We start from the raw sequence: 22,806 nt of genomic DNA, 5'->3' as shown, positions 1-22,806 counted from the left end.
AACCAGAAGCTTCTGGAAAAATCCAAACAGCCATGCTTATTGCAGCTGCACTTATTGAAGGTATTGGTTTCGCTGCGTTATTCGCTGCTTAATTAAAATCAAAAACAATAGTTGCAACGGTTGGTTGTAACTATTGTTTTAATTTAAAACATTAAAATTAAATCATAGATATAAAATGGAGAAGTTAATAAATGATTTTTCGTTTGGTTTGTTTATTTGGCAAGTAGTAATATTTGTTGGATTGATTCTTTTATTGAAAAAATTCGCTTGGAAACCAATTTTGGATGCCGTTAACGATAGAGAAGAAGGAATCAAAAACGCCTTGCTTTCTGCAGACAACGCCAGAAAAGAAATGCTAAATCTTCAATCGGACAATCAACGTATTTTGCAAGAAGCAAGAATGGAACATGATGCTTTATTGAAAGATGCACGTGAAATGAAAGACAAAATGGTTGCCGATGCCAAAAATGAAGCTCAAGCTCAAGGTCAAAAAATGATCGAACAAGCAAAAGCTGCCATCGAAAGCGAAAAAAATGCAGCCATGGCCGAATTGAAACTACACGTTTCTACTTTGTCACTTGAAATTGCCGAAAAATTATTAAAAGACGAATTGTCCAACAAAGAAGCTCAAGTAAAATTGGTGGAAAAAATGTTGGGTGACGCTAAATTAAACTAATATGTCAAGTACAAGAGCAGCAATTCGTTATGCAAAAGCTATTTTAGAAATAGCAGACTCCAAAAGTGTCGCTTCTGAAGTGAGTGCTGATATGGCATTGATTGCATCAACAATACAATCGAATTCTGAATTGAGTTCTTTCATCCAAAATCCGCTTGTAAAAACGGATGCCAAAAAGGATGTTGTTTCCGAAGTTTTTGCATCTGTTAATCCGGTGACCCAAAGCATTTTCCAATTATTGTTGGAAAACAAAAGATTTGAAATCTTGGACGGCATTGCAGTGGAATACAACAAATTGTTTGATATTTCGAATGGTGTTGAAGTAGCCAAAGTGACCACTGCCATCCCAATGGATGCAGCATTGGAAGCCAAAGTTTCGGCGAAAATTGCCACCTTTTCATCAAGCAAAAAAATCACGATTGAAAACACGGTAGATCCATCCATCATTGGAGGATTTATTTTAAGAATAGGCGACAAGCAATACAACGCTTCCATTGCCGACAGATTACAAGTATTAAAGAGAGAATTAAGTAACTAGTTATTTATAAATAATTATGGCGGAAATTAAACCTGCTGAGATTTCAGCAATATTAAAAAAGCAAGTAGAAGGTTTTGAATCTGGTGCTACATTAGAAGAAGTAGGTTCTGTACTTCAAGTTGGGGATGGAATTGCTCGTGTTTACGGACTTTCTAATGTTCAATACGGTGAGCTTGTAGAATTTGACAATGGTCTTGAGGCGATTGTATTGAATCTTGAAGAAGACAATGTTGGTGTGGTACTTTTAGGACCATCAACAGGCATCAAAGAAGGTTCTACTGTAAAAAGAACACAACGTATTGCCTCTCTCAAAACTGGAGAAGGAATGGTAGGACGTGTAGTAAACACTTTGGGTCAGCCAATTGATGGTAAAGGGCCTATCGGTGGTGAATTATTCGAAATGCCATTAGAAAGAAAAGCTCCTGGAGTTATCTTCCGTCAACCAGTTACCGAGCCATTGCAAACAGGTATCAAAGCAGTAGATGCAATGATCCCGGTAGGTCGTGGACAACGTGAGCTAGTTATTGGTGACCGTCAAACAGGTAAATCAACTGTTTGTATCGATACTATCTTGAATCAAAAAGAATTTTATGATGCAGGAAAACCTGTATTTTGTATATATGTTGCAATTGGACAAAAAGCGTCAACGGTAGCAGGAATCGCAAAAATGTTGGAAGAAAAAGGTGCAATGGCTTATACAGTTATCGTTGCTGCTAATGCTTCTGATCCAGCTCCGATGCAAGTATATGCTCCTATGGCAGGTGCTGCAATTGGAGAATATTTCAGAGATTCTGGTCGTCCAGCTTTGATTGTTTATGATGATTTGTCTAAACAAGCTGTTGCTTACCGTGAGGTTTCTCTTTTGTTGAGAAGACCACCGGGACGTGAGGCTTACCCTGGAGACGTTTTCTACTTGCACTCCCGTTTATTGGAAAGAGCTTGTAAAGTAATCGCTGATGACAGTATTGCTAAAGACATGAACGATTTACCAGATTCATTAAAAGGTATCGTAAAAGGTGGTGGTTCATTAACTGCTTTGCCAATTATCGAGACTCAAGCGGGTGACGTTTCTGCATACATCCCAACCAACGTAATTTCGATTACTGACGGACAGATTTTCTTGGATGGAGATTTGTTTAACTCAGGGGTTCGTCCAGCGATTAACGTAGGTATTTCCGTATCTCGTGTTGGAGGTAATGCACAAATTAAATCAATGAAAAAAGTGGCCGGTACATTAAAACTGGATCAAGCACAATTCCGTGAATTGGAAGCGTTTGCTAAATTTGGTTCTGACCTTGATGCCGTTACTTTGAACGTAATTGAAAAAGGAAAAAGAAACGTGGAAATTTTGAAACAAAATCTAAACGATCCTTATACTGTTGAAAACCAAACTGCCATCATCTACGCAGGTTCCAAAAACTTGTTGAGAAATGTTCCCGTGAACAAAGTGAAAGAATTCGAGAAAGATTTCTTGGAATTCTTGAACAACAAAAACAGGGCTACTCTTGATGCATTGAAAGCAGGTAAACTGACTGACGAAATCACGGACGTGTTAGAAGCAGCAGCTAAAGAAGTTTCAGCGAAATATAACTAAAAAGTATTAAGTGTTAAGTATCAAGAATTAAGACGTCTTGATACTTAATACTTCAATCTTAATACAATACTAAATGGCAAATTTAAAGGAAATCCGTAATAGAATTACTTCCGTTTCATCGACGATGCAGATTACTGCCGCGATGAAAATGGTTTCTGCAGCAAAGTTGAAGAAGGCGCAAGACGCCATCACGGCAATGCGACCTTATGCCGAAAAATTGACGGAATTATTGCAAAATCTTTCAGCAACTCTTGACGGAGATGTTGGAGGGGAATTCACAACACAACGTGAAGTTAAAAAAGTATTGGTTGTTGCCATTACTTCAAATAGAGGTTTGTGTGGTGCTTTCAATACCAATGTAATCAAGGAAGTTAAAAACCGCGCCGATTACTACGCAGGAAAACAAGTGGATGTTTTTGCCATTGGTAAGAAAGGAAACGACATTTTGACCAAAACCTTAACCGTTGTGGACAATCAAAGTCAAGTTTTTGACGCATTGACTTTTGAGAATGTGACTGTAATTGCCGAAACATTGACTCAAAAATTTGTATCTGGTGAATATGACAAAATTGAATTGGTTTACAATCAATTTAAAAATGCTGCCACTCAAATCGTTCAAGTAGAACAATTTTTGCCATTGGCTCCAATAAAATCAGACAAACCAGCTTCTACAGGAGATTATATTTTTGAACCATCCAAAGAAGAAATTGTCTTGACTTTGATTCCAAAATCATTGAAAACACAATTGTACAAAGGAGTTCGAGATTCATTTGCATCTGAACACGGAGCGCGTATGACTGCAATGCACAAAGCAACGGACAACGCAACCGAATTGAGAGATCAATTGAAATTGACTTACAACAAAGCACGTCAAGCTGCCATTACCAATGAAATCCTTGAGATTGTTGGTGGAGCAGAGGCGTTGAAAGGATAATTTTTATTCTGAATATATATTTAAGAGCTACGAATTTTGTAGCTCTTTTTTTTTGATTAAATTTATAAAAATTTATAGCATTGAAAATCATAGAACTTACCACATTCGACGAAATGTTTGCCCAAATCGAAATAATTCGCCACTTGTATCCCAATATTTCCGAAGAAAAATACAAATCTTATCTTCAAGCAATGATTCCGCACAATTATACCCAAGTTGCTGTTTTTGAAGAGGATCAATGTGTTGGACTTACCGGTTTATGGTATGGAATCAAACTTTGGTCAGGAAAATATATGGAAATCGACAATTTCATTGTTCATCCCGAATATCGATCCAAGGGAATTGGCAAAAGTCTTACCGATTTTGTCAATCAAAAAGCAAGTGATTTAGACTGTACAATGATAGTTCTTGACGCTTATACAGGAAATTTCACAGCGCATCGGTTTTATTACAATCAAGGATATTTTCCCAGAGGATTCCATTTTATTAAAACATTAAACGAAGAAGGATTGACATAGATTGAACATTTAAAAACTATTTGGTTTGAATCAATAAAATCAAGATTAAACCAAAGAAATGGTTATTTTTGTTTTATAAAAATTTAAAAAGAAACCTTTGGGATTGTATAAAAATCTTTTCAAACAAACCGCCATTTACGGACTCGCCACGGTTTTGCCTCGAATGCTGAGTTTCTTGTTGGTGCGATTGTACACAGGAATATTGCCAACTGCCGAATATGGCGAAGTTTCCATCGTACTTTCTTGGATGGTATTCTTCAACGTGATTTTGTCTTACGGAATGGAAACCGCATTTTTCCGCTTCTATAATTCTGAAAAGGACAAGCAAAACGTGATTGCGACAACCACAATTTCCGTTTTTTGGTCCTCCATTTTCTTCCTTTTTGGCGCCTTGATTTTCAGGAATTCTTTGGCAACTTTGGCCAATGTCGATGTACAGTATGTTACTTATTCCATTTGGATTTTGGTCCTGGATGCTTTGGTAATCGTTCCTTTTTCTAAATTGAGAGCCAATCAAAGACCAATGATGTATGCTGCCATCAAGATAGGAAATGTGGCAGTCAATTTGACCCTCAACATTTTCTTTTTGCTGTATTTGCCAAAATTGGCCCAAGAGAATCCACATTCTTTCCTGGATGATTTATACATCGACAACTTTGAAATTGGCTATATTTTCGTGGCCAATTTACTCGCCAGTTTGCTGACGTTGGTTGTGCTTTCGCCCAACTATCTTTCCTTGAACCGAAAATTCGACAAAGTGCTTTGGAAAAAAATGATGCAATACGGACTGCCTATTTTGGTGGCAGGAATCGCATTTGCGGTCAATGAACATTTCGACAAGATTTTGTTGGGATACTTGTTGCCCGAGAATATTGCCAAATCCGAAGTTGGGGCTTATTCTGCCTGTTACAAACTCGGCTTGTTCATGGTTTTGTTTGCCACGGCTTTCCGTTTGGGAATCGAACCGTTCTTTTTTAGTCATTCCAGCAACGAAAACGCGCCACAGACTTATGCCGTCATCACCAAGTATTTCGTGATATTGGGTTCGTTGATTCTCCTTGGAGTGATCGTTTTTGCCGATATTTTAAAATTGATGTTGCTCGACGACAAATCCTATTGGGAAGCGATGAAAGTGGTGCCATTGATTATTTTGGCCAATTTCTTTTTGGGTATTTACAACAACCTTTCCGTTTGGTACAAATTGACGGATAAAACACAAATAGGTGCTTATATTTCAATCGTGGGAGCCATTTTAACCTTGGTGTTGAATTATTTTTTGATTCCAAAATACAGTTATTATGGTTCGGCCATTGCCACCATTGCGGCTTATGGCAGTATGATGATTATTTCCTATGTACTTGGAAACAAGTATTACCCAATTCCTTACGATATGGAGAAGATAGGTGGTTATTTGGGCTTGTCCATCTTGTTTTCAGTCATTTCTTTTTATGGATTTAGAGAAAATTATTTCGTTGGAATTCCGTTATTATTCGGGTTTGTGTATTTTGTTTACCACAACGAGAAAGCAACCATTTTGGGCATCATGAAAAGAAAAAATAAATCATTATAAGTACGCACAGCTCGTGCTTGTTGCTACAATTCCATCAATCAAATAAAAATGAAAATAAACATCATCAACAAATCGCAACACGACTTGCCCAACTATGAAACTATGGCTTCGGCAGGAATGGATTTGCGTGCCAATCTAACGGAATCCATCACTTTGAAACCTTTGGAAAGAACCATTGTAAAAACAGGTCTTTTCATCGAATTACCCATAGGTTATGAAGCGCAAGTGAGACCAAGAAGCGGACTGGCTGCCAAAAAAGGAATCACCGTGCTCAATTCACCCGGAACCGTTGATGCGGATTACCGCGGAGAAATTGGCGTGATTTTGGTCAATTTATCCAATGAAGTTTTTGTGGTCGAAAACGGCGAACGCATTGCGCAACTCATCATCGCAAAACACGAAAGAGCCGAATGGATCGAAGTCCAAGAATTATCTGTAACATCAAGAGGCGAAGGCGGTTTTGGAAGTACGGGAGTTATGTAATTCCTGCGTAGGCAGGAATCTTTTGAATTGAATGTATTTTCAAGTTCCTGCGAAAGCAGGAATCTCGTAAATTAAATTAATTTTTTGTGTAGTATAAATTATTATAAATAAGATTCCTGCCTTCGCAGGAATAAGAATATGAAATTATGGTATATCTATATAATGTCAAATAAACATCAAGGAGTTATTTATGTTGGTGTTACCGACAACTTAATTGAAAGAGTAAAAGAACATAAATTAAAAATTTATCCTAATTCATTTACTGCTAAATATAATTGTGACAAGTTGATTTATTTTGAAGAATGGGAAAATGGGTTTGAAGCCACAAACCGAGAAAAGCAATTAAAAAAGTGGAAAAGAGATTGGAAAGTAAATTTAATCGAAGACATGAATCCAACTTGGATGGATATCAGTTTAAATTGGAATTTCGATTTTAATAAAATAAGAGAAAAATAATTATTATTAACCAAGATACCTGCCTACGCAGGTATGTAAAAGATACCCGCATTCGCGGGCAATTAATATGAAAATAATAGTACCAATGGCTGGACGTGGTTCCAGATTAAGACCTCACACATTAACCATTCCAAAACCATTGATTCCGGTTGCGGGAAAACCCATCGTGCACCGATTGGTTGAAGATATTGCAGGCGTTTTGAATCAAGATATTGAAGAAATCGCTTTCATCATTCACGAAAGTTTTGGCAAAAAAGTGGAAGAAGACTTGATTGCCATTGCCGAAAAATTGGGTTCAAAAGGAACTATTTATTATCAAAATGAAGCACTAGGAACGGGGCACGCCATTATGTGTGCCAAGGATTCCTTGAGCGGCCCGGCCGTTATTGCCTATGCCGATACCTTGATTCGTGCCGATTTCGATTTGGATCAAAATGCCGACAGCGTGATTTGGGTAAAAAAAGTGGAGCAACCAGAAGCTTTTGGCGTGGTCAACTTGAACGAAGCTAACCAAATCATTGAATTGGTCGAAAAACCAAAAGAATTTGTATCTGACCTCGCGGTTATCGGGATTTACTATTTCAAAGATGTGGCCGTTTTGAAAAACGAACTACAATTGGTTTTGGACAACAATATCGTCAATGGTGGCGAATACCAAATCAACGACGGAATCAAGCAAATGATGGCCAAAGGCATGGTTTTTGTTCCGGGAGAAGTAGCCGAGTGGATGGATTGCGGAAACAAAGACGTTACCGTAGAAACCAATTCCAGAATGTTGGGATTCTTGCACAATGACGGAGAACATTTGGTGGATTATGACGTGAAATTGGAAAATTCGACCATCATTCCGCCTTGTTATATTGGTAAAGACGTAGTTTTGATTAATGCAACGGTGGGACCTAATGTGTCTTTGGGAGATGGATGCCATGTTGTAAACAGTTCGATAAAAAACAGTTTGGTGCAAACCCATTCACATATCAAAAACGCCAATTTGGACAACGCGATGATAGGCAACCACGCCAGTTTCGACGGTAATTTTACCAGTATCAGCATTGGCGATTATTCGGTGTTGGAATAAAACTGGACTAAAGTCCAGCCTTACAAAATAGTTCGAGCCAACGGCTCTATTACTAAATGTGATAGTTCCGTGGGAACGAGATATATTGTAGCAACGGATTTTAATCCGTTGGTTGTGGGTGTAATTCATAAAAACAAAAATGAAAAAAACGGTTTCCATCCTTTTGTTTTGGGTTTTGCTTTGCAATTCGGTGGTGTCATTGGCACAAACCGAACCTGAATCAATCGTGACGGAACCCGACAAATTCGAGGATTATTTTTATGAATCCTTGAAGCAAAAGGGCATCGAAAATCATGACAAAGCCATTACGGAATTGGAACAATGCTTGAAATTGAAACCCAATGACGCCACCGTTTTTTCTGAAATGGGAAAGAATTATTTGGCCTTGAAAAATTACGAACAGGCTTATGCCTCATTCGAAAAAGCCGCACAAATCGACCCCAAAAACAAATGGTTTTGGACGGGAATGTACGAGACGAGTTATGAAACCAAAAATTACAATCAAGCCCTGGTTTCGGTCAACAAACTCATCGAGTTTGACCCGGCTTACAAAGAAGATTTGACGGAGATTTACATGAACACGCAACAATTTGACAAGGCACTCGTTCTTATCAATGAGCTGAACGAGACGATTGGAAAAACAGACAGGAGGGAAGCCTACAAGACGCAGATTTTGTCCCAAGGGAAATTTCAAAACAATGAAATAGGCAATTTAATTGTACAAATTGACAAAAATCCAAAAGAAGAATCCAATTACATCAACTTGATTCGGTTGTACCTGGATAATGGCGATGCCAAAAAAGCGTTTGAAATCACGAAAAAATTGGATGCCGCCATTCCCAATTCGGCTTGGGCACAAGTGGGCATGTTCAAGTATTATTTGGACAACAAGGAAAATCAAAAAGCAGTCAATTCAATGAACGTGGCCTTGGCTAGTCCCGAAATAGACTCCTCTGTCAAGCATCGAATCATGAACGAGTTTTTGATTTTTGTCACCAAAAATCAGCAATACGAACCCGATTTGGAGAAAGCCATTGCTTATTTTGACAAAGACCCAAACATCAACGTGGCCAAGGAAATAGGCAAGTATTTTCATAACAAACAATTGTGGGACAAGGCCATTCGCTATTATGAATTGAGTTTAAAAAACAGTGATGGGCAAAATGTCGAGACCAATTTGCTTTTGCTTCAGGCGTATGTCGAAACCAAGCAATTTGAATTGGTAGCCAAAAAAGCAGCGGAATTAGTGGAAACATTTCCTTCGCAACCGCAGTTTTATTACTATTCGGGATTGGCAAACAATCAATTGCAGCAATTCAAGAAGGCAAAAGAGATGCTGGAAATGGGCTTGGATTACGTGATAGACGATGTGCCGTTGGAAGTTAATTTCAACCTTCAATTGGGTGAAGCATACAATGGATTGGGCGATTTCAAGAAAAAGGAACAGTATTTTTCCAAAGCCAATCAATTATTAAAAAATAAAAAATAACAATTCAAATGAAGAGATTCTTAGCTATGGCGTTGTTGGTTTTTTTGACGTCCTGCAAATCCAAAGCGGTTGCGGTGGAAACCGTTAAAGCCCCGACTCGAGTAAAGGCCAATACAATTATTGAAAACTATTACAACAATAAAATTGATTTTTCGACATTATATATAAAATCGAATGTTCAATATTCGGATGACAAACAAACACAGAACGTTACGGCCGAAATAAAAATCAAGAAAGACCAACAAATTTTGGTGAGCGTTCGTTTTTTGGGAATCACAATGGCTAAAGCATCGATCACGCCAACATCGGTAAGCTATTACGAAAAAATGGGAGGCAGTTATTTTGAAGGCGATTTCAGCACCTTGAGCCAATGGCTGGGAACCGATTTGGATTTCAACAAAATGCAGAACATGTTGTTGGGACGTGCCATTGATGATTTGGAGAAGGGAAAATATACGGAATCATTCGTTGACCAAGAGTATCGATTGGATGATGCATCGGCGAGTAATTTTAAAAAAGTATTTTATTTTGATGCCAATACCTTTTTGTTGAACAAACAGGAAATAGCCCAAACCGCCAAAGGCAGGATGATTCAAGTGGCTTATTCCGACAAAACGGTTTACAAGGAGTTAACCTTGCCTTCGAAAGTGTCCATCAACGCCATTCAAGAGAAAGGGAAAACCCAAATCAATTTTGATTACAACACCATAAGCTTTAATGAAGAACTTTCTTTTCCTTATAGTGTCCCAAATGGTTACAAAAGAATTATAATTAAGTAAATTTGCACAAACTTATTTCAAATATGCCAAAATTTCTCCTAAGCCTATTATTTTTATGCTTGACTTCGCTATCGTGGAGCCAAGATTCCCAGCAAGAAAAACTAGAAGCACGAAAAGCCCAAATTCAAAAAGAAATTAGGGAAAACGAAGCATTGTTGCAAACGGTAAAAAAGAAAGAGAAGTCCGCCGTAAACGTGATTGTGATTCAGGCCAATAAAATAAAACTCAAGGAAAGACTGATCAACACCACTGAACGACAAGCAAAACTGTTGAGCAATGACATATATATCAATCAACTGCAAATCAATAAACTCAATAGAGAACTTGCCGTGCTTAAAGAGGATTATGCAGAAATGATTGTAAAATCGTACAAAAGTCGCTCCGAACAAAGCAGGGCGATGTTCATATTATCATCCGAGAATTTTCTCCAGGCTTATAAAAGAGCCCAATACATGAAGCAGTACACCGGTTTCAGAAAAATGCAGGGCGAGGAAATAAAATCTAAAACAAAGCAACTTGTTCTCCATAACGAGAAACTTGACGTGCAAAAAACGGCCAAGAAAAAACTAATTGCCGAAAACGAAAAAGAACGTTTGTCGTTGTTAAAAGAGAAGCAGATACAACAGAAGTTGGTGGATTCCATCAAAAAAGACAAGAAAAAAATCACGGCCGAAATCAAGAAAAAACAACAAGAAACAAGAGCCATTGAAAGACAAATAGATCGTTTAATTAGAGCAGCCATTGCCGAAGCCAATAGAAAAGCAGCTTTAGAAGCAGCGATGAAAAAAGCCGAAGCCGAAGCAAAAACAGGTGACACTAAAGAAGAAATAAAAACACGTGCCAAAGCTATTGTTTCTTCCACACCAGCTTCAACTTCATCAAAAATAATATTAACGGCTGAATCAAAAATATTGGCCGATAATTTCAAGGCAAACAAAGGGAAATTACCTTGGCCAGTAGAAAAAGGCTTCGTTTCCTTGCCGTATGGTGATCAACAGCACCCACAATTCAGTAATTTGACCGTTCACAATAGCGGCGTCGAGATCACGACTGACCAAGGCGCATCGGCAAGAGCCGTATTTGGAGGTGAAGTTATAAGTGTTTTTGTTTTGTCGCCCGTAAACAAAGCGGTGCTGATTCAGCACGGGGATTATTTCACGGTATATCAAAATTTAAGCTCCGTTTATGTGAACAAAGGCGATAAAGTAAGCATAAAACAAAGCATTGGTAAAATCAGGACCAACGGCGACACAGGAAAAACAGTTATTAAATTTATCATTAAGCAAAACACAACTTATAACGATCCGGCAAGCTGGTTGTACAATATGTAAAGAAGAATATATTCCAATAAAAACAGCCTTGTATATTCTATGGAATAACCAAGGCTGTTTTTGTTAATGAAACTATTGTTGTTGCTGTTGTCTTTGCTGATGCTGCAATTGTTCAATATAGTCAAGTTGAGCTTGTTCTTCCACCGTTACTTCCTGAAGCTGAACATCGTTAATTTCTTCAAATTGTCTTCCGTCTTCATAGCCAATGGACACGCAAACCGAAAGTGTTTGTCTTGCAAACCCTTTGAAGGTACCTTTTACAGGAGTACAATCGTAGAAATTTCTTCCCACCGAAAGTTTGACATGGTTATCCATTGTCCAGATATTGTTTGTGGGATCCAGTCCAAGCCAACCTTGTGTTGGCGTGTAAATTTCTACCCAAGCATGCGTTGCGCCTTCTCCTCTAAGGCCGCTTTTGTTAGGGCAAATATAGCCACTCACGTATCTTGATGGAATCCCGGCAGTTCGCAAGAGTTGAAGCAATACATGAGCAAAATCTTGGCAAACCCCCTTTTTAATTTCTAAAATCTCGTCAACCGTAGTTTCTATGTTGGTAATTCCCTTGGTGTAAGTAAAGTGCTTAAAAATATATGTATTGCACTCTTGGGCAATAGCTATAATGGATTTGTCGGCACGGTTTATTTTTTTTAAAATAAGGTTTATTTTATTTTGTTTGTCAATGATTTCTGGACAACAAAGCCTTTGCAAGTAAATACTTTTTTCTTTTTCATTAGCTAAATCCTGCACCGTGGTGGTATCTATTTCGGGTATTTTTAGCGAATGATTGACACGCACCAACATCCGGGATTCGATGGTCATTTCTTCATGGGATTCTAAATTATTGAAATTCCCAATTCGATTGCCATAATAATCATTCGAAATTTCGATATTGGGATTGTGGGTTATCAAGAGTTGGTGTTGCAGCACATCTTGATTGGCAAAGTTATGCGGAAACAAGCGTATTTCGTTGATACTCTCCTTTATGGGCCAATTGTATTGGTATTTTGTGATATGTATTATTTTGAAAACTGCCATTTTTTTAGGTGTAGGAGAAGAATAATTTAGAAAAATCTGTCGAAAATTGAATCAATTGTTTTTTGGTGTCATTAAGTACATCTTCCAGTTGTTGGTTGGTCAGATTGTGATAGTCCGTAAATTCAACAGCACTTTTGAGTCTTCCAAATTGATTGTGTAGTGTTCGTGCTTCGCTCAAATGATTGTCTTTAAACAGGTTATCCAAGTATATTTCTATAAGTCCCAAGGTATAAATCACCGAGTGGGCAAAATCTCTGTTGAAAATTACTTGTTGCACTACCTTGCGATTGTGCGGAATATTGCTGTAACTTTTTAAATACAATTCGTATCCAGAAAGGGAGAGCAACAAGCGTCTCCAGTACAACAAATCCTCATTTCCTTCGAGATTGTAATGAATGGGTGCAAAGTAAGCCTGTGTCAACGAAATGGTTTGTAAACATCTTTCGATATGTTTGCCAATGTTTGAAAAAGACCATCCCAGTCCTCTTGGCATTGTTACTTCTAAAATACCGTTGTAAAGCAAAAAATCCTTGTTGAGTTTTGTCACAATGCCCAATGCTTCTGAAGTTTCTAGTTTTTTGGGCAAATCGGGTGCATTCATGAAGTGGTACAAAGAGTTGATGTGTTCCCATAATTCTTTGGTTATTTTATCTTGGGAACCTCGGGCATTTTCCCGAGCTTTAATTACCAAATTTTTAACTGAATTGTGGTTTTGATTGCTGCAAACAATGTATTTCAGCACAAAATTGGTGTCAAATTGTGCATCGCTTATTTGCTTTTGTGACAAATCAGTATAGTATTCCAATAGCGGTTTGTAGCCTTGAGAATCCACTAATTCTTTGTCGAAAGACAAGATATAAAACGTGTTGAGGGTAAGCAACATTCCATCTGTTCTTTCCATATATCGATTGAGCCAGAACATTCCGTCCGCCACTCGGCTGAGCATATTTACTTTCATTTCATTTGTTTTAAAAAGGCCAAAATAATTTTGGGTTATTTAACTATCCAAGTGTCCTTGCTTCCGCCTCCTTGTGAGGAATTGACTACCAACGAGCCTTCGGTAAGAGCTACTCTGGTGAGTCCGCCCGGAACTATTTTCACGCCATTTGGCCCACACAAAGCATAAGGTCTTAAATCGACATGGCGCAGTTTTAGTTCTCCATCGATTAAACAAGGCACGGTGCTGAGTTGGATGATGGGTTGGGCAATAAAGTTTCGTGGATTATTTAAAATGGCAATTTTTGCATTTTTTAATTCTTGTTCCGTGGCTTTGTTTCCCATAATCATTCCGTATCCACCACTTTGATTGGTCTCTTTGATGACCATGTTTTCCATGTCGGCAAACACTAGTTCGCGTTCCTCTTTATTACCCATTTGGTACGTGGGAACGTTTTTGAGTATTGGTTCTTCGTTGAGATAATATCTTATCATTTCAGGCACATAGGCATAGACCGCTTTGTCGTCGGCAACACCATTCCCCACGGCATTTACCAGGGCTACATTTCCCATTTTATATGCGCTTATCAATCCAGGAACGCCAAGTGCGCTGTCGGGTTTAAAGACTAATGGATCTAAATATTCATCGTCCAATCGTCTGTAAATCACGTCAACTTGTTGAAGCCCAGAAGTGGTTTTCATATATACTTTGCAATTGTTGACCACTAAGTCCCTGCCTTCTACTAATGGAATTCCCATTTGTCTGGCCAAGAAAGTGTGTTCATAATAAGCAGAATTATAAATTCCGGGAGTGAGCAACACGACATTTGGATTAGAGATATTTCTTGGAGACAAGGAAATCAATATGTTATGAAAAATCATCGGATAATTTGCTACCATGCTTACATCATTGGAGGTAAACATTTCTGGAAAAATCCTTTTGGTAATTTCACGATTTTCCAACATATAGCTCACGCCACTTGGACATCTTAGATTGTCTTCCAATACATAGAACTCTCCTTTGGCACCCCGAATCAAATCTATTCCCGCTATATGGATATGGATGTCATGCGGCACTTTTATTCCGTGGACTTCCTGAATATAATGAGGGCAAGATGATATTAATGCTGCTGGCATAATACCTTCTTTTATGATAAACTGCTCGTTGTAGATGTCTTCCAAAAACATGTTGAGAGCTTTTAACCGTTGGCTAATGCCTGTTTCTACTTCCTCCCAATCTTTTTGAGTGATTATTCTCGGAATGATGTCGAACGGAAATATCCTTTCAATGCCCTCATTATTGTCGCTATATACGGTAAAAGTGATTCCTTGATTCATAAAGAAATCAGCGGCCTGTTTTTGTTTTTGATTTAAATTTTCGGGATTAAGACTTTGTAATGTTTGTAAAACTTTGCGATAAGAATTTCGCACTCCTTTATTGGAAAACATTTCGTCCCAGCCATTGGGGTTTAATTTCGGCATCAACTTCATCATTTCTTTCATTGTTAAATAGTGGTTTTTTTGACTGTTTTGTCTAAAAAATGTGTCATTTAAGACAAATTTATTATTTTATTTTCATCAAAAACGTTATTTTGTTAGGTATTTAACAATTTATACCATATTCGTTATTTAAATAATAATTTTTGACAATTTTATTATTTTTTCACTTCGTTTTTTCAATTATATAAAAATTTAAAAACAACACCCCTTTATTTAAGGGGTGTAAATTTAATTATAATGCATAATTAAAAATAAATGTCCTTTTTAATACGGGGTATCTGTATTTTTTATTTTATTAATCCAGCTTTTGGATCCAGCTTCAAACAGGCAGCCCATCGATAAAATGAACTGACTGATATTAAATCTGTGAGTATTTTATAATTTAGGTAAAAAACGCATCAAATTACTGATATTGGATATAGATGGGTTTGGGCGTAAACCGGAGTAATTCTGCTGGAGTATAGAGTCCGTTGGGATTCGTTTTGGTGTCGTTTTTATAAAATAATTTGAATCCGGTAAACTGCACGGGTTCTTTATAAATATAAGATTGGTAGGATATTTTTTTGAGGGTCTTGTTGCCAAAACCATCCATGTTTATGACCACTTGCACCTCGGGAAGTATTTTTATTTTTTTGTATCCGGTTACCATTCGTTGGGTAAAGCGGTGTATTACCAATACTTTTGGAGGGAGATTATTTTTGCGCACCAGTTGTGCCAATATTTCAATAGCCTCATTAATGTCATCGGAAGAGAAATTGCCTATTTTAGTTCCGGGAGCACCACCATTTTTCATCGAAAATTCAGGATCAATCGCCAAATGTACTTTTGGTAGTTTTAGATATTTTTCTAGCGAGGCGACTTCGTTCTTCAAGGAACTATGGCCTATTTGAACATCAAGAAACACTATGGCGTCAATCGATTTTGCCCAATCCATAATAATGTCAATCTGGTGAAAAGGCATGCGCAACCGGTATAGACCTGATTTTCCGGGAGAACCCTGTGCCGTGATGGCTATGTAATGCAGTGCTGGAATTGTTTTTGTGGTGGAATCGGCGGCTTGCCATTTTGCCACTTCCCCTTTTAGCTTTTTGAGCATGGCATCTTTGGGTAATTCGCCCAAGATTCCCATTTTTTTTGAATATAGATTTCCATAAAATGCAATAATCCTGTTATAAGGCAAAAGTGCTCCCGGTAGAGGATAAGGTAATTTTTTTACTGGCCATCTGCCGGATTTGTCTTTGTTGCCCAAAGCATGAACACGTTGGTTATAGTCGGTGGTGTCAATTGTGGGAACGGAAGTTTCAGGAAATGGAAGTTGTTGAACGATTTTGTTTTTTTCTTTTTCGACGGAAGCATCGGTGGCTTTGGCTCTATTGCAACTGCTGGAGTAGAACAAGAACAAAAGCAAAAATATTCGAAACAGGAAAGTATGCGCCGGCGTTTTCATGAGACAGCACTTTTATGGATAGCATAAAGGTACGTGATTTAAGAGCGAATTCTAAATTTTAGCAGTAATAATTTTAGATTAAAAAGTTACAAAGCAGTAGTAAAAATAGACTTTTTAAATTGTAGCCCCGCCGGGAATCGAACCCGGATCAAAAGTTTAGGAAACTCCCATTCTATCCGTTGAACTACGGGGCTATAAAGGTTGCAATGGCAATATTTGGCAAAACTAATGATTTTTTCTTTCTAAGGCGTGGCGTCTACTAAATAAATTCATGGTTTATGCGATTCAAACGAAACAAGTTTTTTTCCAGTTTTTGGTTTAAATATAATTGCTTTGAACAGAATCTGTTTAGAAATAGATTTTCGCTGAATGGAAAGAAAAAGCTAAGTTTGTAATTCATTTAAAACACAATGGTAATTGTTTAAAAGTACCCTTTCCGTTTTTTTGTTTCTGCTTTTTTCATTTGGCGGCATTTCTCTTTTTAGCCAAGTAAAAAAAGATACCATCGCGCTTTCAGCTGTAATTCTGGAGGCTTCCCCCATCAAAAAGGGGCTTCAAAATGCCGCTTCTTCCGTTTCTGTAATCACTACGGCCGACATCGATAAAACCGATGGAATTATTCTAACTCCGGTTTTGAATAAAATCCCTGGCGTACACATGCAACAAGGGGGATTAAATACCAATAGAATTACCATTCGAGGTATGGGAGCCCGCTCGCAATATGGAACAAATCGAGTAAAAGCATATTTTAATTGGATTCCATTGAGTTCCGGAGAAGGCGAAACAGTCATTGAGGACATTGACGTGGCTTCAATAGAAAAAATCGAAATCATTAAAGGCCCCAACTCGACCAGTTTTGGTTCAGGATTGGGCGGGGTGGTTCACTTGTTTTCAAGGAAAACGCCTTTGATGGAATCTTTCGGAAAAGCAACAACGACTTTTGGCAGTTTTGGGTCGCTGCAACAGCGAATTTCTGCCGGATACAGCGACGCGAATTCGAATATATTTTCGAGTTATTCTGACCTGCAAAGTGATGGATACAGGGACAATAGTTCCTACAAGAGAAAATCGTTTAACATGTACGGAAATCAAAAAACAAGTCCTAAAGGCAGTTTGTCCTTCTTGGGGATTTTTACCAAATTGAAAGCTTATATTCCGAGTTCTTTGAACGAAAATGATTTTAAAAACAATTCAAAAAAGGCAGCCACGACATGGTCGGCGGCACAAGGATATGAGTCTTATGACAAATTCCTGTTGGGTTTGGGTTATGACCATCAATTTTCTAAAAAATGGTTTTTGAAATCTAGTGTTTTTTCCAATTTTAAAAATGCTTATGAAGCGAGGCCGTTTGATATTTTAGACGAAAACACAAGTTCATTGGGTCTTCGTTTGAATGTAAATTATAAAGACCGATTGCTTTCTTTGCCTTTTGAATTAAGTTTTGGAACTGAAATGGATGCGGAAAAATACCAATATTCACTCTATAAAAATTTATACCTAACGCAACCCGGGCAAGGAAGTCTTCAAGGGGATAAGTTCAGCGCCACTGACGAAAACCGAAACTACAGCAACTATTTTTTGCAAATGGAAGTTTGGCTTTCCCCAAAGCTGCATTTAGAAACCGGGATTGCATTAAACACCACCAAATATTCGTTAAAAGATGTTTTTACTAATTCTAACAGCCAAAATTACACCTATACTTTTGGCAATGTTTGGTCGCCAAGGATTGGATTTTCCTATAAAGTGGGAAACGAAAAAAACATCTACACTTCCATCAGTAAAGGGTTTTCGGTTCCTGCAGTTGCCGAAACCTTGACTCCCGAAGGCCAAATCAACACGGACTTAAAACCAGAAACCGGTTGGAATTACGAAATAGGATTCAAGGGCAATTGGATGGAAAATAAATTATATGCCGAGCTAACATTTTTTAGCACCCAAATTGACAATTTATTGGTGGCACGACGAACCGCCGAGGATCAATATGTCGGAATTAATGCGGGTTCGAGTTCTCATCCTGGTATTGAATTCCTTGTCAATTACAAATTATTGGATGCCAATAAATTTCAAATCACGCCTTATTTTTCAGCAGCGATAAATAATTTCAAATTCAAGAATTTTGTGGATCACGAAGCGGATTATTCGGGCAACCAACTTACGGGTGTTCCGGATAAACAAGTCAATTTTGGATTGGACATCAACACAAAACAAGGGTTTAGCATAAACACGTCTTACAGAACCGTGGGAAGGATTCCAATGGATGATTCCAATACAAAATACAGTGATGGTTATTCGGTGCTCGACATCAAAACAACTTACTTTTTCACAATACTTAAAGTCCTGAAAACCGAATTGAATGCTGGGATTAATAACGCATTGGACGAGAAATATGCAGCGAGTATTTTGCCAAATGCTGTTGGTTTTGGCACTGTGCCTCCTAGATATTATTATCCAGGTAATCCCGTAAATTTTTATGGAGGTTTTTCGATTTCTTGTGTTTTTTAAGGCGATTAATTCTCCTCTAAGTCACTTTTTTCAGGTTTGAAGTTGCTGCAACCTATACTTTTGAATCTAAATTCTTTGTTTCAACTTAAAAGGAAGTTTTACAAATGTGTAGTAAAATATAGATATTTACTTCACATAAAGCGGGAAAATCGTTAATTAAAAAAATAAATGTAAATTTTACAATTATTTTTTTTAATTTCGAATCTATTAAATAATTCCTGTCCAATAAACACCCTTTGAAAAGAATTTTTGATTGCCCGGGCCTGCTCGTTTTGTTTTTATTGATAACCATTGAAGGTTTGGCCCAAACAAAAATAAATTTACCAAAGAAAAAAAATGGGTGCTTATTTGATGGTCTATTTTAAAGACGATTCCAATGGTTTGTCAACTAACGGGTTCCGTTTCGGACTTGAATAATGTTGAATTGGCGGCTTATTCATTTACCGCATATCGCATTAAAACAGATGGTTCCAAAAAATAAAATTCAAAAAAGATGCTATTTAACACTATCAAAAAATCGGTTTACTTTGGGCTTGCATTAGTCTCAATGGCTAATGTTTACGGGCAATCTGCTAAACTGGAAAGTTTTCCGTTATCGTCGGTTCGTTTGCTCGAAAGTCCTTTCAAGGCGGCGCAACAAACGGATTTAAAGTATATTTTATCGCTTGATGCAGACAGACTTTTGGCTCCTTATTTCAAGGAAGCGGGATTGGAAACCAATGCCATCAATTATCCCAATTGGGAAAATACGGGCTTGGACGGGCACATTGGCGGGCACTATATTTCGGCTTTGGCTGAAATGTATGCCGCAACCGGAAATCAGCAAATCAAGGAAAGATTGGATTATATGTTGGACGGTCTTGAAAAATGCCAAAAAAAAAACGGCAACGGTTACATTGGCGGCGTTCCTGGAAGCAAAGCATTATGGGATGAAATTGCCCAAGGAAAAATTGAAGCTGGAAGTTTTTCGTTAAATAATAAATGGGTGCCTTGGTACAACATCCATAAAGTATATGCAGGATTGGTCGATGCCTATAAATTAACTGGAAATGAAAAAGCCAAAAAAATACTCATCCAACTTTCGGATTGGTGTTTGACGTTGACCAAAAAACTATCCGACGACCAAATCCAACAAATGTTGCGCAGCGAACACGGCGGAATGAACGAGGTTTTTGCCGATGTATCAGCGATTACGGGCGATAAAAAATACTTGACATTGGCTCAAAAATTCTCCCACAAAGCGATTTTGGATCCACTTTTGGAAAATAAAGATGCCCTAAACGGCATTCACGCCAATACCCAAATCCCGAAAGTAATCGGTTTTATGCGTGTTGCCGAAGTTTCTGGCGACAAAAATTGGGCAAATGCCGCCAACTTTTTTTGGAACACCGTTGTCAACAACCGCACGATTTCCATCGGTGGAAACAGCGTGAGGGAACATTTTAATCCGTCCACCGATTTTTCTTCCATGTTGGAATCCCGTGAAGGACCAGAAACATGCAACAGCTACAATATGCTCAAATTGAGCAAGCATTTGTTTCTGGCGAATCCTTCTTCAAAATACATGGATTATTACGAACGCACGACTTATAACCATATTTTGTCGTCCCAACATCCTGATGGTGGTTTCGTCTATTTCACGCCCATTCGACCACGCCATTACCGAGTGTATTCGGAGGCGCAACATTCGTTTTGGTGTTGTGTGGGTTCAGGACTCGAAAATCACGGCAAATACGGTGAACTCATTTATGCACACGACAAGCAAAATCTCTATGTGAACCTTTTTATTCCTTCGACCCTGAATTGGAAAGAAAAAGGAATTTCGCTTACGCAAAACACCAAATTCCCGTTTGAAGAACAATCTTCTTTAACCTTGACTTTGAAAAAACCGCAGCAATTTGCCATCAAGTTCCGTTATCCCTCCTGGATAGAAGACGGAAAAATGAAAATCAAGGTCAACAACAAGGAAATTGGTTTTACAAAAGAAGCCAATTCTTATGTTTCCATTGACCGAAAATGGAAAACGGGCGACCAGATTTCAGTTGTATTGCCAATGCACAACAAAACCGAGCAACTTCCCGACAAATCGGCTTGGGTTTCTTTTGTACACGGTCCAATTGTGTTGGCAGCCATCACCGACACCACGGATTTAAAAGGATTAATAGCCGACGACAGCCGAATGGGACACATTGCCAGCGGACCCATTTACCCGATTGAAGATGCGCCTTTACTCGTTTCCAACAATGCTGATTTGGCGACTTCATTGAAACCGGTAGAAAATAAAACCTTTACTTTTTCGGCTTCGAATATTATTTATCAGGAGAAATACAAGAATTTGCAACTGGTTCCATTCTTCCAAATTCACGATGCGAGGTATATGATTTATTGGCCATTTACCACCCAAGAAAAATTGCCTGAATTGCAAAAAGCGATGAAAGAACGCGAAGAAGCGCAAATGAAATTGGAAGCGATTACCCTTGATTTGGTAACCGCTGGCGAGCAACAACCGGAATCCGACCATAATTTCAAAGGAGAAAAAACTGATACCGGAATGTTCAAGGAACGTCATTATCGAAACGGGCAAGGTTCGTTCAGTTATGATTTGAAAAATCCGAATTTGGACGCGAGTCAACTGCGAATCACTTATTTTGGTGCAGACAATAATAAAAATTTTGACATTTTTGTGAATGAAGTTTTGGTGGCAAGCCTTAATATGGACGGAACAGAAGGAAATCAATTTATTGACAAGATAATTGAACTTCCTGCAGCGATTCTAGACGGAAAATCTAATATTTTGCAAGTACAATTTAAGGCAAAACCGAATTCAAGCATTACGGGTATTTATGAAGTGCGGTTGTTGAAGTAGATTTTTTTTTTGATTTAAAAGGACAGATCTAAAAACGAGTTTTTTCTATTTTCTTGGCATCATTCTTTTGATGTCAACAGTAGCTTTTGTCCTAAATACATCTTTCGATGCTGAAAAGAACCTGTGCTTTATGTTTTGCAATTTCTGGCAAGTGGATTATTGAGATTTCACGTTTATGAACAAGCTCGCTTTGCCAGCGATTCACATAATGGAATTTTATCTCAATACGTGACAATCGTATTATTTAATCAATACACTTTTTTTTAAAAAGACGCTAATCCATCAGGAAAACGGCAAAATTTTTGTGATAATAGCACGCAATCTTTCGGGCAAAAATAAGTATATTGTAGCCGCATTATTGCATGGGATTCGGTATGGAAAAACTTGGATTATGCATGGAGATATTGTAAACGGAGGAGAATCAATTCTTGAAATGGGAGCCAAGCCATCCGTTGATTGGGGAACCAAAATAGCGCCACCATCAAAATAGGATGTTGGTCAATAATCAAATCAAATTTTAAAATAAATAGACATTACAATGAATTTCAATTTACCAAATAATCTAGAAAAAAAGGCTGTTTTTGAACAAATCGCCGAAGCATTGAAAAAAGAAAACTTTACGGTCATCAAACAAGACGAAACCCGTCCTTGGGGAGGTTTTTTTGTAATTGATGAAAGCCAAGCCGGTGCTTTTGCAGCTAAATTTTTTCCGCAACTTGAAATGTCCGAAATTCAAATTACCAATAAATTGAGTCCAAAAATTCTTGTGGTTGCTCCAAACAAAAGATTGTCTTGGCAATTTCACTATCGCCGAGCCGAAATATGGAAAATACTTGCAGGAGTTGTTGGGGTTAAAATCAGTGATACAGATCAAGAAGGAGAAATTCAACAACTGGAGCCGGGAACTTTTATCCAAATGGACAAGGGAGAACGCCATCGCTTAATTGGTCTTGATTCTTGGGGAATTGTAGCCGAAATTTGGCAACATACCGATCCTGAAAACCCATCGGATGAAGAGGACATTGTTCGTTTGCAAGATGATTTTGGAAGGTAAATTCGACGCTGACATTCTTT

The 22,806-nt window shown here is 37.9% G+C and carries 20 protein-coding genes and 1 tRNA gene; 16 read left to right on the top strand and 5 right to left on the bottom strand.

Annotated elements, in window-relative coordinates:
• Positions 1-175 precede the first annotated feature (175 nt).
• The 12 genes from C0430_RS04530 (at position 176) to C0430_RS04475 (ending at position 11,446) form a co-directional block, all read left to right on the top strand.
• The gene (locus tag C0430_RS04530; protein WP_290865924.1) at positions 176-676 is read left to right on the top strand and encodes a F0F1 ATP synthase subunit B; all 501 of its coding nucleotides are present in this window, start codon (positions 176-178) and stop codon (positions 674-676) included.
• A 1-nt stretch (position 677) separates the two neighbouring features.
• Positions 678-1,214, top strand: a complete 537-nt coding sequence (gene atpH, locus C0430_RS04525; protein ID WP_290865922.1) for an ATP synthase F1 subunit delta — start codon at positions 678-680, stop codon at positions 1,212-1,214.
• A 16-nt stretch (positions 1,215-1,230) separates the two neighbouring features.
• The gene (gene atpA, locus C0430_RS04520) at positions 1,231-2,808 is read left to right on the top strand and encodes a F0F1 ATP synthase subunit alpha (protein ID WP_290865920.1); all 1,578 of its coding nucleotides are present in this window, start codon (positions 1,231-1,233) and stop codon (positions 2,806-2,808) included.
• A 73-nt stretch (positions 2,809-2,881) separates the two neighbouring features.
• Positions 2,882-3,742 (top strand): ATP synthase F1 subunit gamma, encoded by an 861-nt coding sequence (atpG, locus tag C0430_RS04515; protein ID WP_290865918.1) that lies wholly within the window; start codon positions 2,882-2,884, stop codon positions 3,740-3,742.
• Positions 3,743-3,816: 74 nt separating this feature from the next.
• Complete coding sequence (locus tag C0430_RS04510; RefSeq protein WP_290865933.1) at positions 3,817-4,260, top strand: GNAT family N-acetyltransferase; 444 nt, start codon at positions 3,817-3,819, stop codon at positions 4,258-4,260.
• Between the two features lie 97 nt (positions 4,261-4,357).
• A complete protein-coding gene (locus tag C0430_RS04505) occupies positions 4,358-5,830 on the top strand; it encodes an oligosaccharide flippase family protein (protein WP_290865915.1) in 1,473 nt (490 codons plus the stop codon).
• Between the two features lie 48 nt (positions 5,831-5,878).
• Positions 5,879-6,313 (top strand): dUTP diphosphatase, encoded by a 435-nt coding sequence (gene dut / locus C0430_RS04500; protein WP_290865913.1) that lies wholly within the window; start codon positions 5,879-5,881, stop codon positions 6,311-6,313.
• A gap of 138 nt (positions 6,314-6,451) precedes the next feature.
• A complete protein-coding gene (locus tag C0430_RS04495; protein ID WP_290865911.1) occupies positions 6,452-6,769 on the top strand; it encodes a GIY-YIG nuclease family protein in 318 nt (105 codons plus the stop codon).
• Positions 6,770-6,836: 67 nt separating this feature from the next.
• Positions 6,837-7,847 carry a sugar phosphate nucleotidyltransferase gene (locus tag C0430_RS04490; protein ID WP_290865909.1) on the top strand — a complete coding sequence of 337 codons (1,011 nt, stop codon included), beginning with the start codon at positions 6,837-6,839 and terminating at the stop codon, positions 7,845-7,847.
• Positions 7,848-7,986: 139 nt separating this feature from the next.
• A complete protein-coding gene (locus C0430_RS04485) occupies positions 7,987-9,336 on the top strand; it encodes a tetratricopeptide repeat protein (RefSeq protein WP_290865907.1) in 1,350 nt (449 codons plus the stop codon).
• Positions 9,337-9,344: 8 nt separating this feature from the next.
• A complete protein-coding gene (locus C0430_RS04480) occupies positions 9,345-10,115 on the top strand; it encodes a DUF4292 domain-containing protein (RefSeq protein WP_290865905.1) in 771 nt (256 codons plus the stop codon).
• Between the two features lie 23 nt (positions 10,116-10,138).
• On the top strand, positions 10,139-11,446 hold the full coding sequence (locus tag C0430_RS04475; protein WP_290865893.1) for a peptidoglycan DD-metalloendopeptidase family protein: 1,308 nt from the start codon (positions 10,139-10,141) through the stop codon (positions 11,444-11,446).
• Positions 11,447-11,518: 72 nt separating this feature from the next.
• Here C0430_RS04475 and C0430_RS04470 read toward each other — a convergent pair whose 3' ends face one another.
• From C0430_RS04470 to C0430_RS04450, 5 genes are all read right to left on the bottom strand, one after another.
• Positions 11,519-12,481, bottom strand: a complete 963-nt coding sequence (locus C0430_RS04470) for a transglutaminase family protein (protein ID WP_290865891.1) — start codon at positions 12,479-12,481, stop codon at positions 11,519-11,521.
• Between the two features lie 4 nt (positions 12,482-12,485).
• The gene (locus C0430_RS04465; RefSeq protein WP_290865889.1) at positions 12,486-13,439 is read right to left on the bottom strand and encodes an alpha-E domain-containing protein; all 954 of its coding nucleotides are present in this window, start codon (positions 13,437-13,439) and stop codon (positions 12,486-12,488) included.
• A 35-nt stretch (positions 13,440-13,474) separates the two neighbouring features.
• Positions 13,475-14,911, bottom strand: a complete 1,437-nt coding sequence (locus C0430_RS04460; protein WP_290865931.1) for a circularly permuted type 2 ATP-grasp protein — start codon at positions 14,909-14,911, stop codon at positions 13,475-13,477.
• A 409-nt stretch (positions 14,912-15,320) separates the two neighbouring features.
• Positions 15,321-16,364, bottom strand: a complete 1,044-nt coding sequence (locus C0430_RS04455) for a hypothetical protein (RefSeq protein WP_290865887.1) — start codon at positions 16,362-16,364, stop codon at positions 15,321-15,323.
• Between the two features lie 122 nt (positions 16,365-16,486).
• Positions 16,487-16,558 (bottom strand) — tRNA-Arg (locus C0430_RS04450).
• A 223-nt stretch (positions 16,559-16,781) separates the two neighbouring features.
• Here C0430_RS04450 and C0430_RS04445 point away from each other — a divergent pair.
• The 4 genes from C0430_RS04445 to C0430_RS04430 all read left to right on the top strand — a co-directional run bounded on the left by C0430_RS04445 (position 16,782) and on the right by C0430_RS04430 (position 22,786).
• A complete protein-coding gene (locus C0430_RS04445; RefSeq protein WP_290865885.1) occupies positions 16,782-18,866 on the top strand; it encodes a TonB-dependent receptor in 2,085 nt (694 codons plus the stop codon).
• Positions 18,867-19,359: 493 nt separating this feature from the next.
• Positions 19,360-21,732, top strand: a complete 2,373-nt coding sequence (locus C0430_RS04440; protein ID WP_290865883.1) for a glycoside hydrolase family 127 protein — start codon at positions 19,360-19,362, stop codon at positions 21,730-21,732.
• 247 nt (positions 21,733-21,979) lie between these two features.
• The gene (locus C0430_RS04435; RefSeq protein ID WP_290865929.1) at positions 21,980-22,222 is read left to right on the top strand and encodes a glycoside hydrolase domain-containing protein; all 243 of its coding nucleotides are present in this window, start codon (positions 21,980-21,982) and stop codon (positions 22,220-22,222) included.
• 48 nt (positions 22,223-22,270) lie between these two features.
• Positions 22,271-22,786 (top strand): phosphoheptose isomerase, encoded by a 516-nt coding sequence (locus C0430_RS04430; protein ID WP_290865881.1) that lies wholly within the window; start codon positions 22,271-22,273, stop codon positions 22,784-22,786.
• Positions 22,787-22,806 lie beyond the last annotated feature (20 nt).

Source organism: Flavobacterium sp. (genome assembly GCF_013823965.1).
Classification (GTDB): domain Bacteria; phylum Bacteroidota; class Bacteroidia; order Flavobacteriales; family Flavobacteriaceae; genus Flavobacterium.
The sequence above is the reverse complement of the archived record's forward strand: the minus strand, read 5'-3'. Positions and strand labels throughout refer to the sequence as shown.

Coding starts and splice junctions, on each gene's coding strand:
- C0430_RS04440 (WP_290865883.1), top strand. CDS start 19,360: ATGCTATTTAACACTATCAAAAAATCGGTTTACTTTGGGCTTGCATTA.
- C0430_RS04490 (WP_290865909.1), top strand. CDS start 6,837: ATGAAAATAATAGTACCAATGGCTGGACGTGGTTCCAGATTAAGACCT.
- atpH (WP_290865922.1), top strand. CDS start 678: ATGTCAAGTACAAGAGCAGCAATTCGTTATGCAAAAGCTATTTTAGAA.
- C0430_RS04475 (WP_290865893.1), top strand. CDS start 10,139: ATGCCAAAATTTCTCCTAAGCCTATTATTTTTATGCTTGACTTCGCTA.
- C0430_RS04480 (WP_290865905.1), top strand. CDS start 9,345: ATGAAGAGATTCTTAGCTATGGCGTTGTTGGTTTTTTTGACGTCCTGC.
- C0430_RS04455 (WP_290865887.1), bottom strand. CDS start 16,364: ATGAAAACGCCGGCGCATACTTTCCTGTTTCGAATATTTTTGCTTTTG.
- C0430_RS04460 (WP_290865931.1), bottom strand. CDS start 14,911: ATGATGAAGTTGATGCCGAAATTAAACCCCAATGGCTGGGACGAAATG.
- C0430_RS04530 (WP_290865924.1), top strand. CDS start 176: ATGGAGAAGTTAATAAATGATTTTTCGTTTGGTTTGTTTATTTGGCAA.
- C0430_RS04465 (WP_290865889.1), bottom strand. CDS start 13,439: ATGAAAGTAAATATGCTCAGCCGAGTGGCGGACGGAATGTTCTGGCTC.
- C0430_RS04485 (WP_290865907.1), top strand. CDS start 7,987: ATGAAAAAAACGGTTTCCATCCTTTTGTTTTGGGTTTTGCTTTGCAAT.
- atpA (WP_290865920.1), top strand. CDS start 1,231: ATGGCGGAAATTAAACCTGCTGAGATTTCAGCAATATTAAAAAAGCAA.
- C0430_RS04470 (WP_290865891.1), bottom strand. CDS start 12,481: ATGGCAGTTTTCAAAATAATACATATCACAAAATACCAATACAATTGG.
- C0430_RS04495 (WP_290865911.1), top strand. CDS start 6,452: ATGAAATTATGGTATATCTATATAATGTCAAATAAACATCAAGGAGTT.
- C0430_RS04430 (WP_290865881.1), top strand. CDS start 22,271: ATGAATTTCAATTTACCAAATAATCTAGAAAAAAAGGCTGTTTTTGAA.
- atpG (WP_290865918.1), top strand. CDS start 2,882: ATGGCAAATTTAAAGGAAATCCGTAATAGAATTACTTCCGTTTCATCG.
- dut (WP_290865913.1), top strand. CDS start 5,879: ATGAAAATAAACATCATCAACAAATCGCAACACGACTTGCCCAACTAT.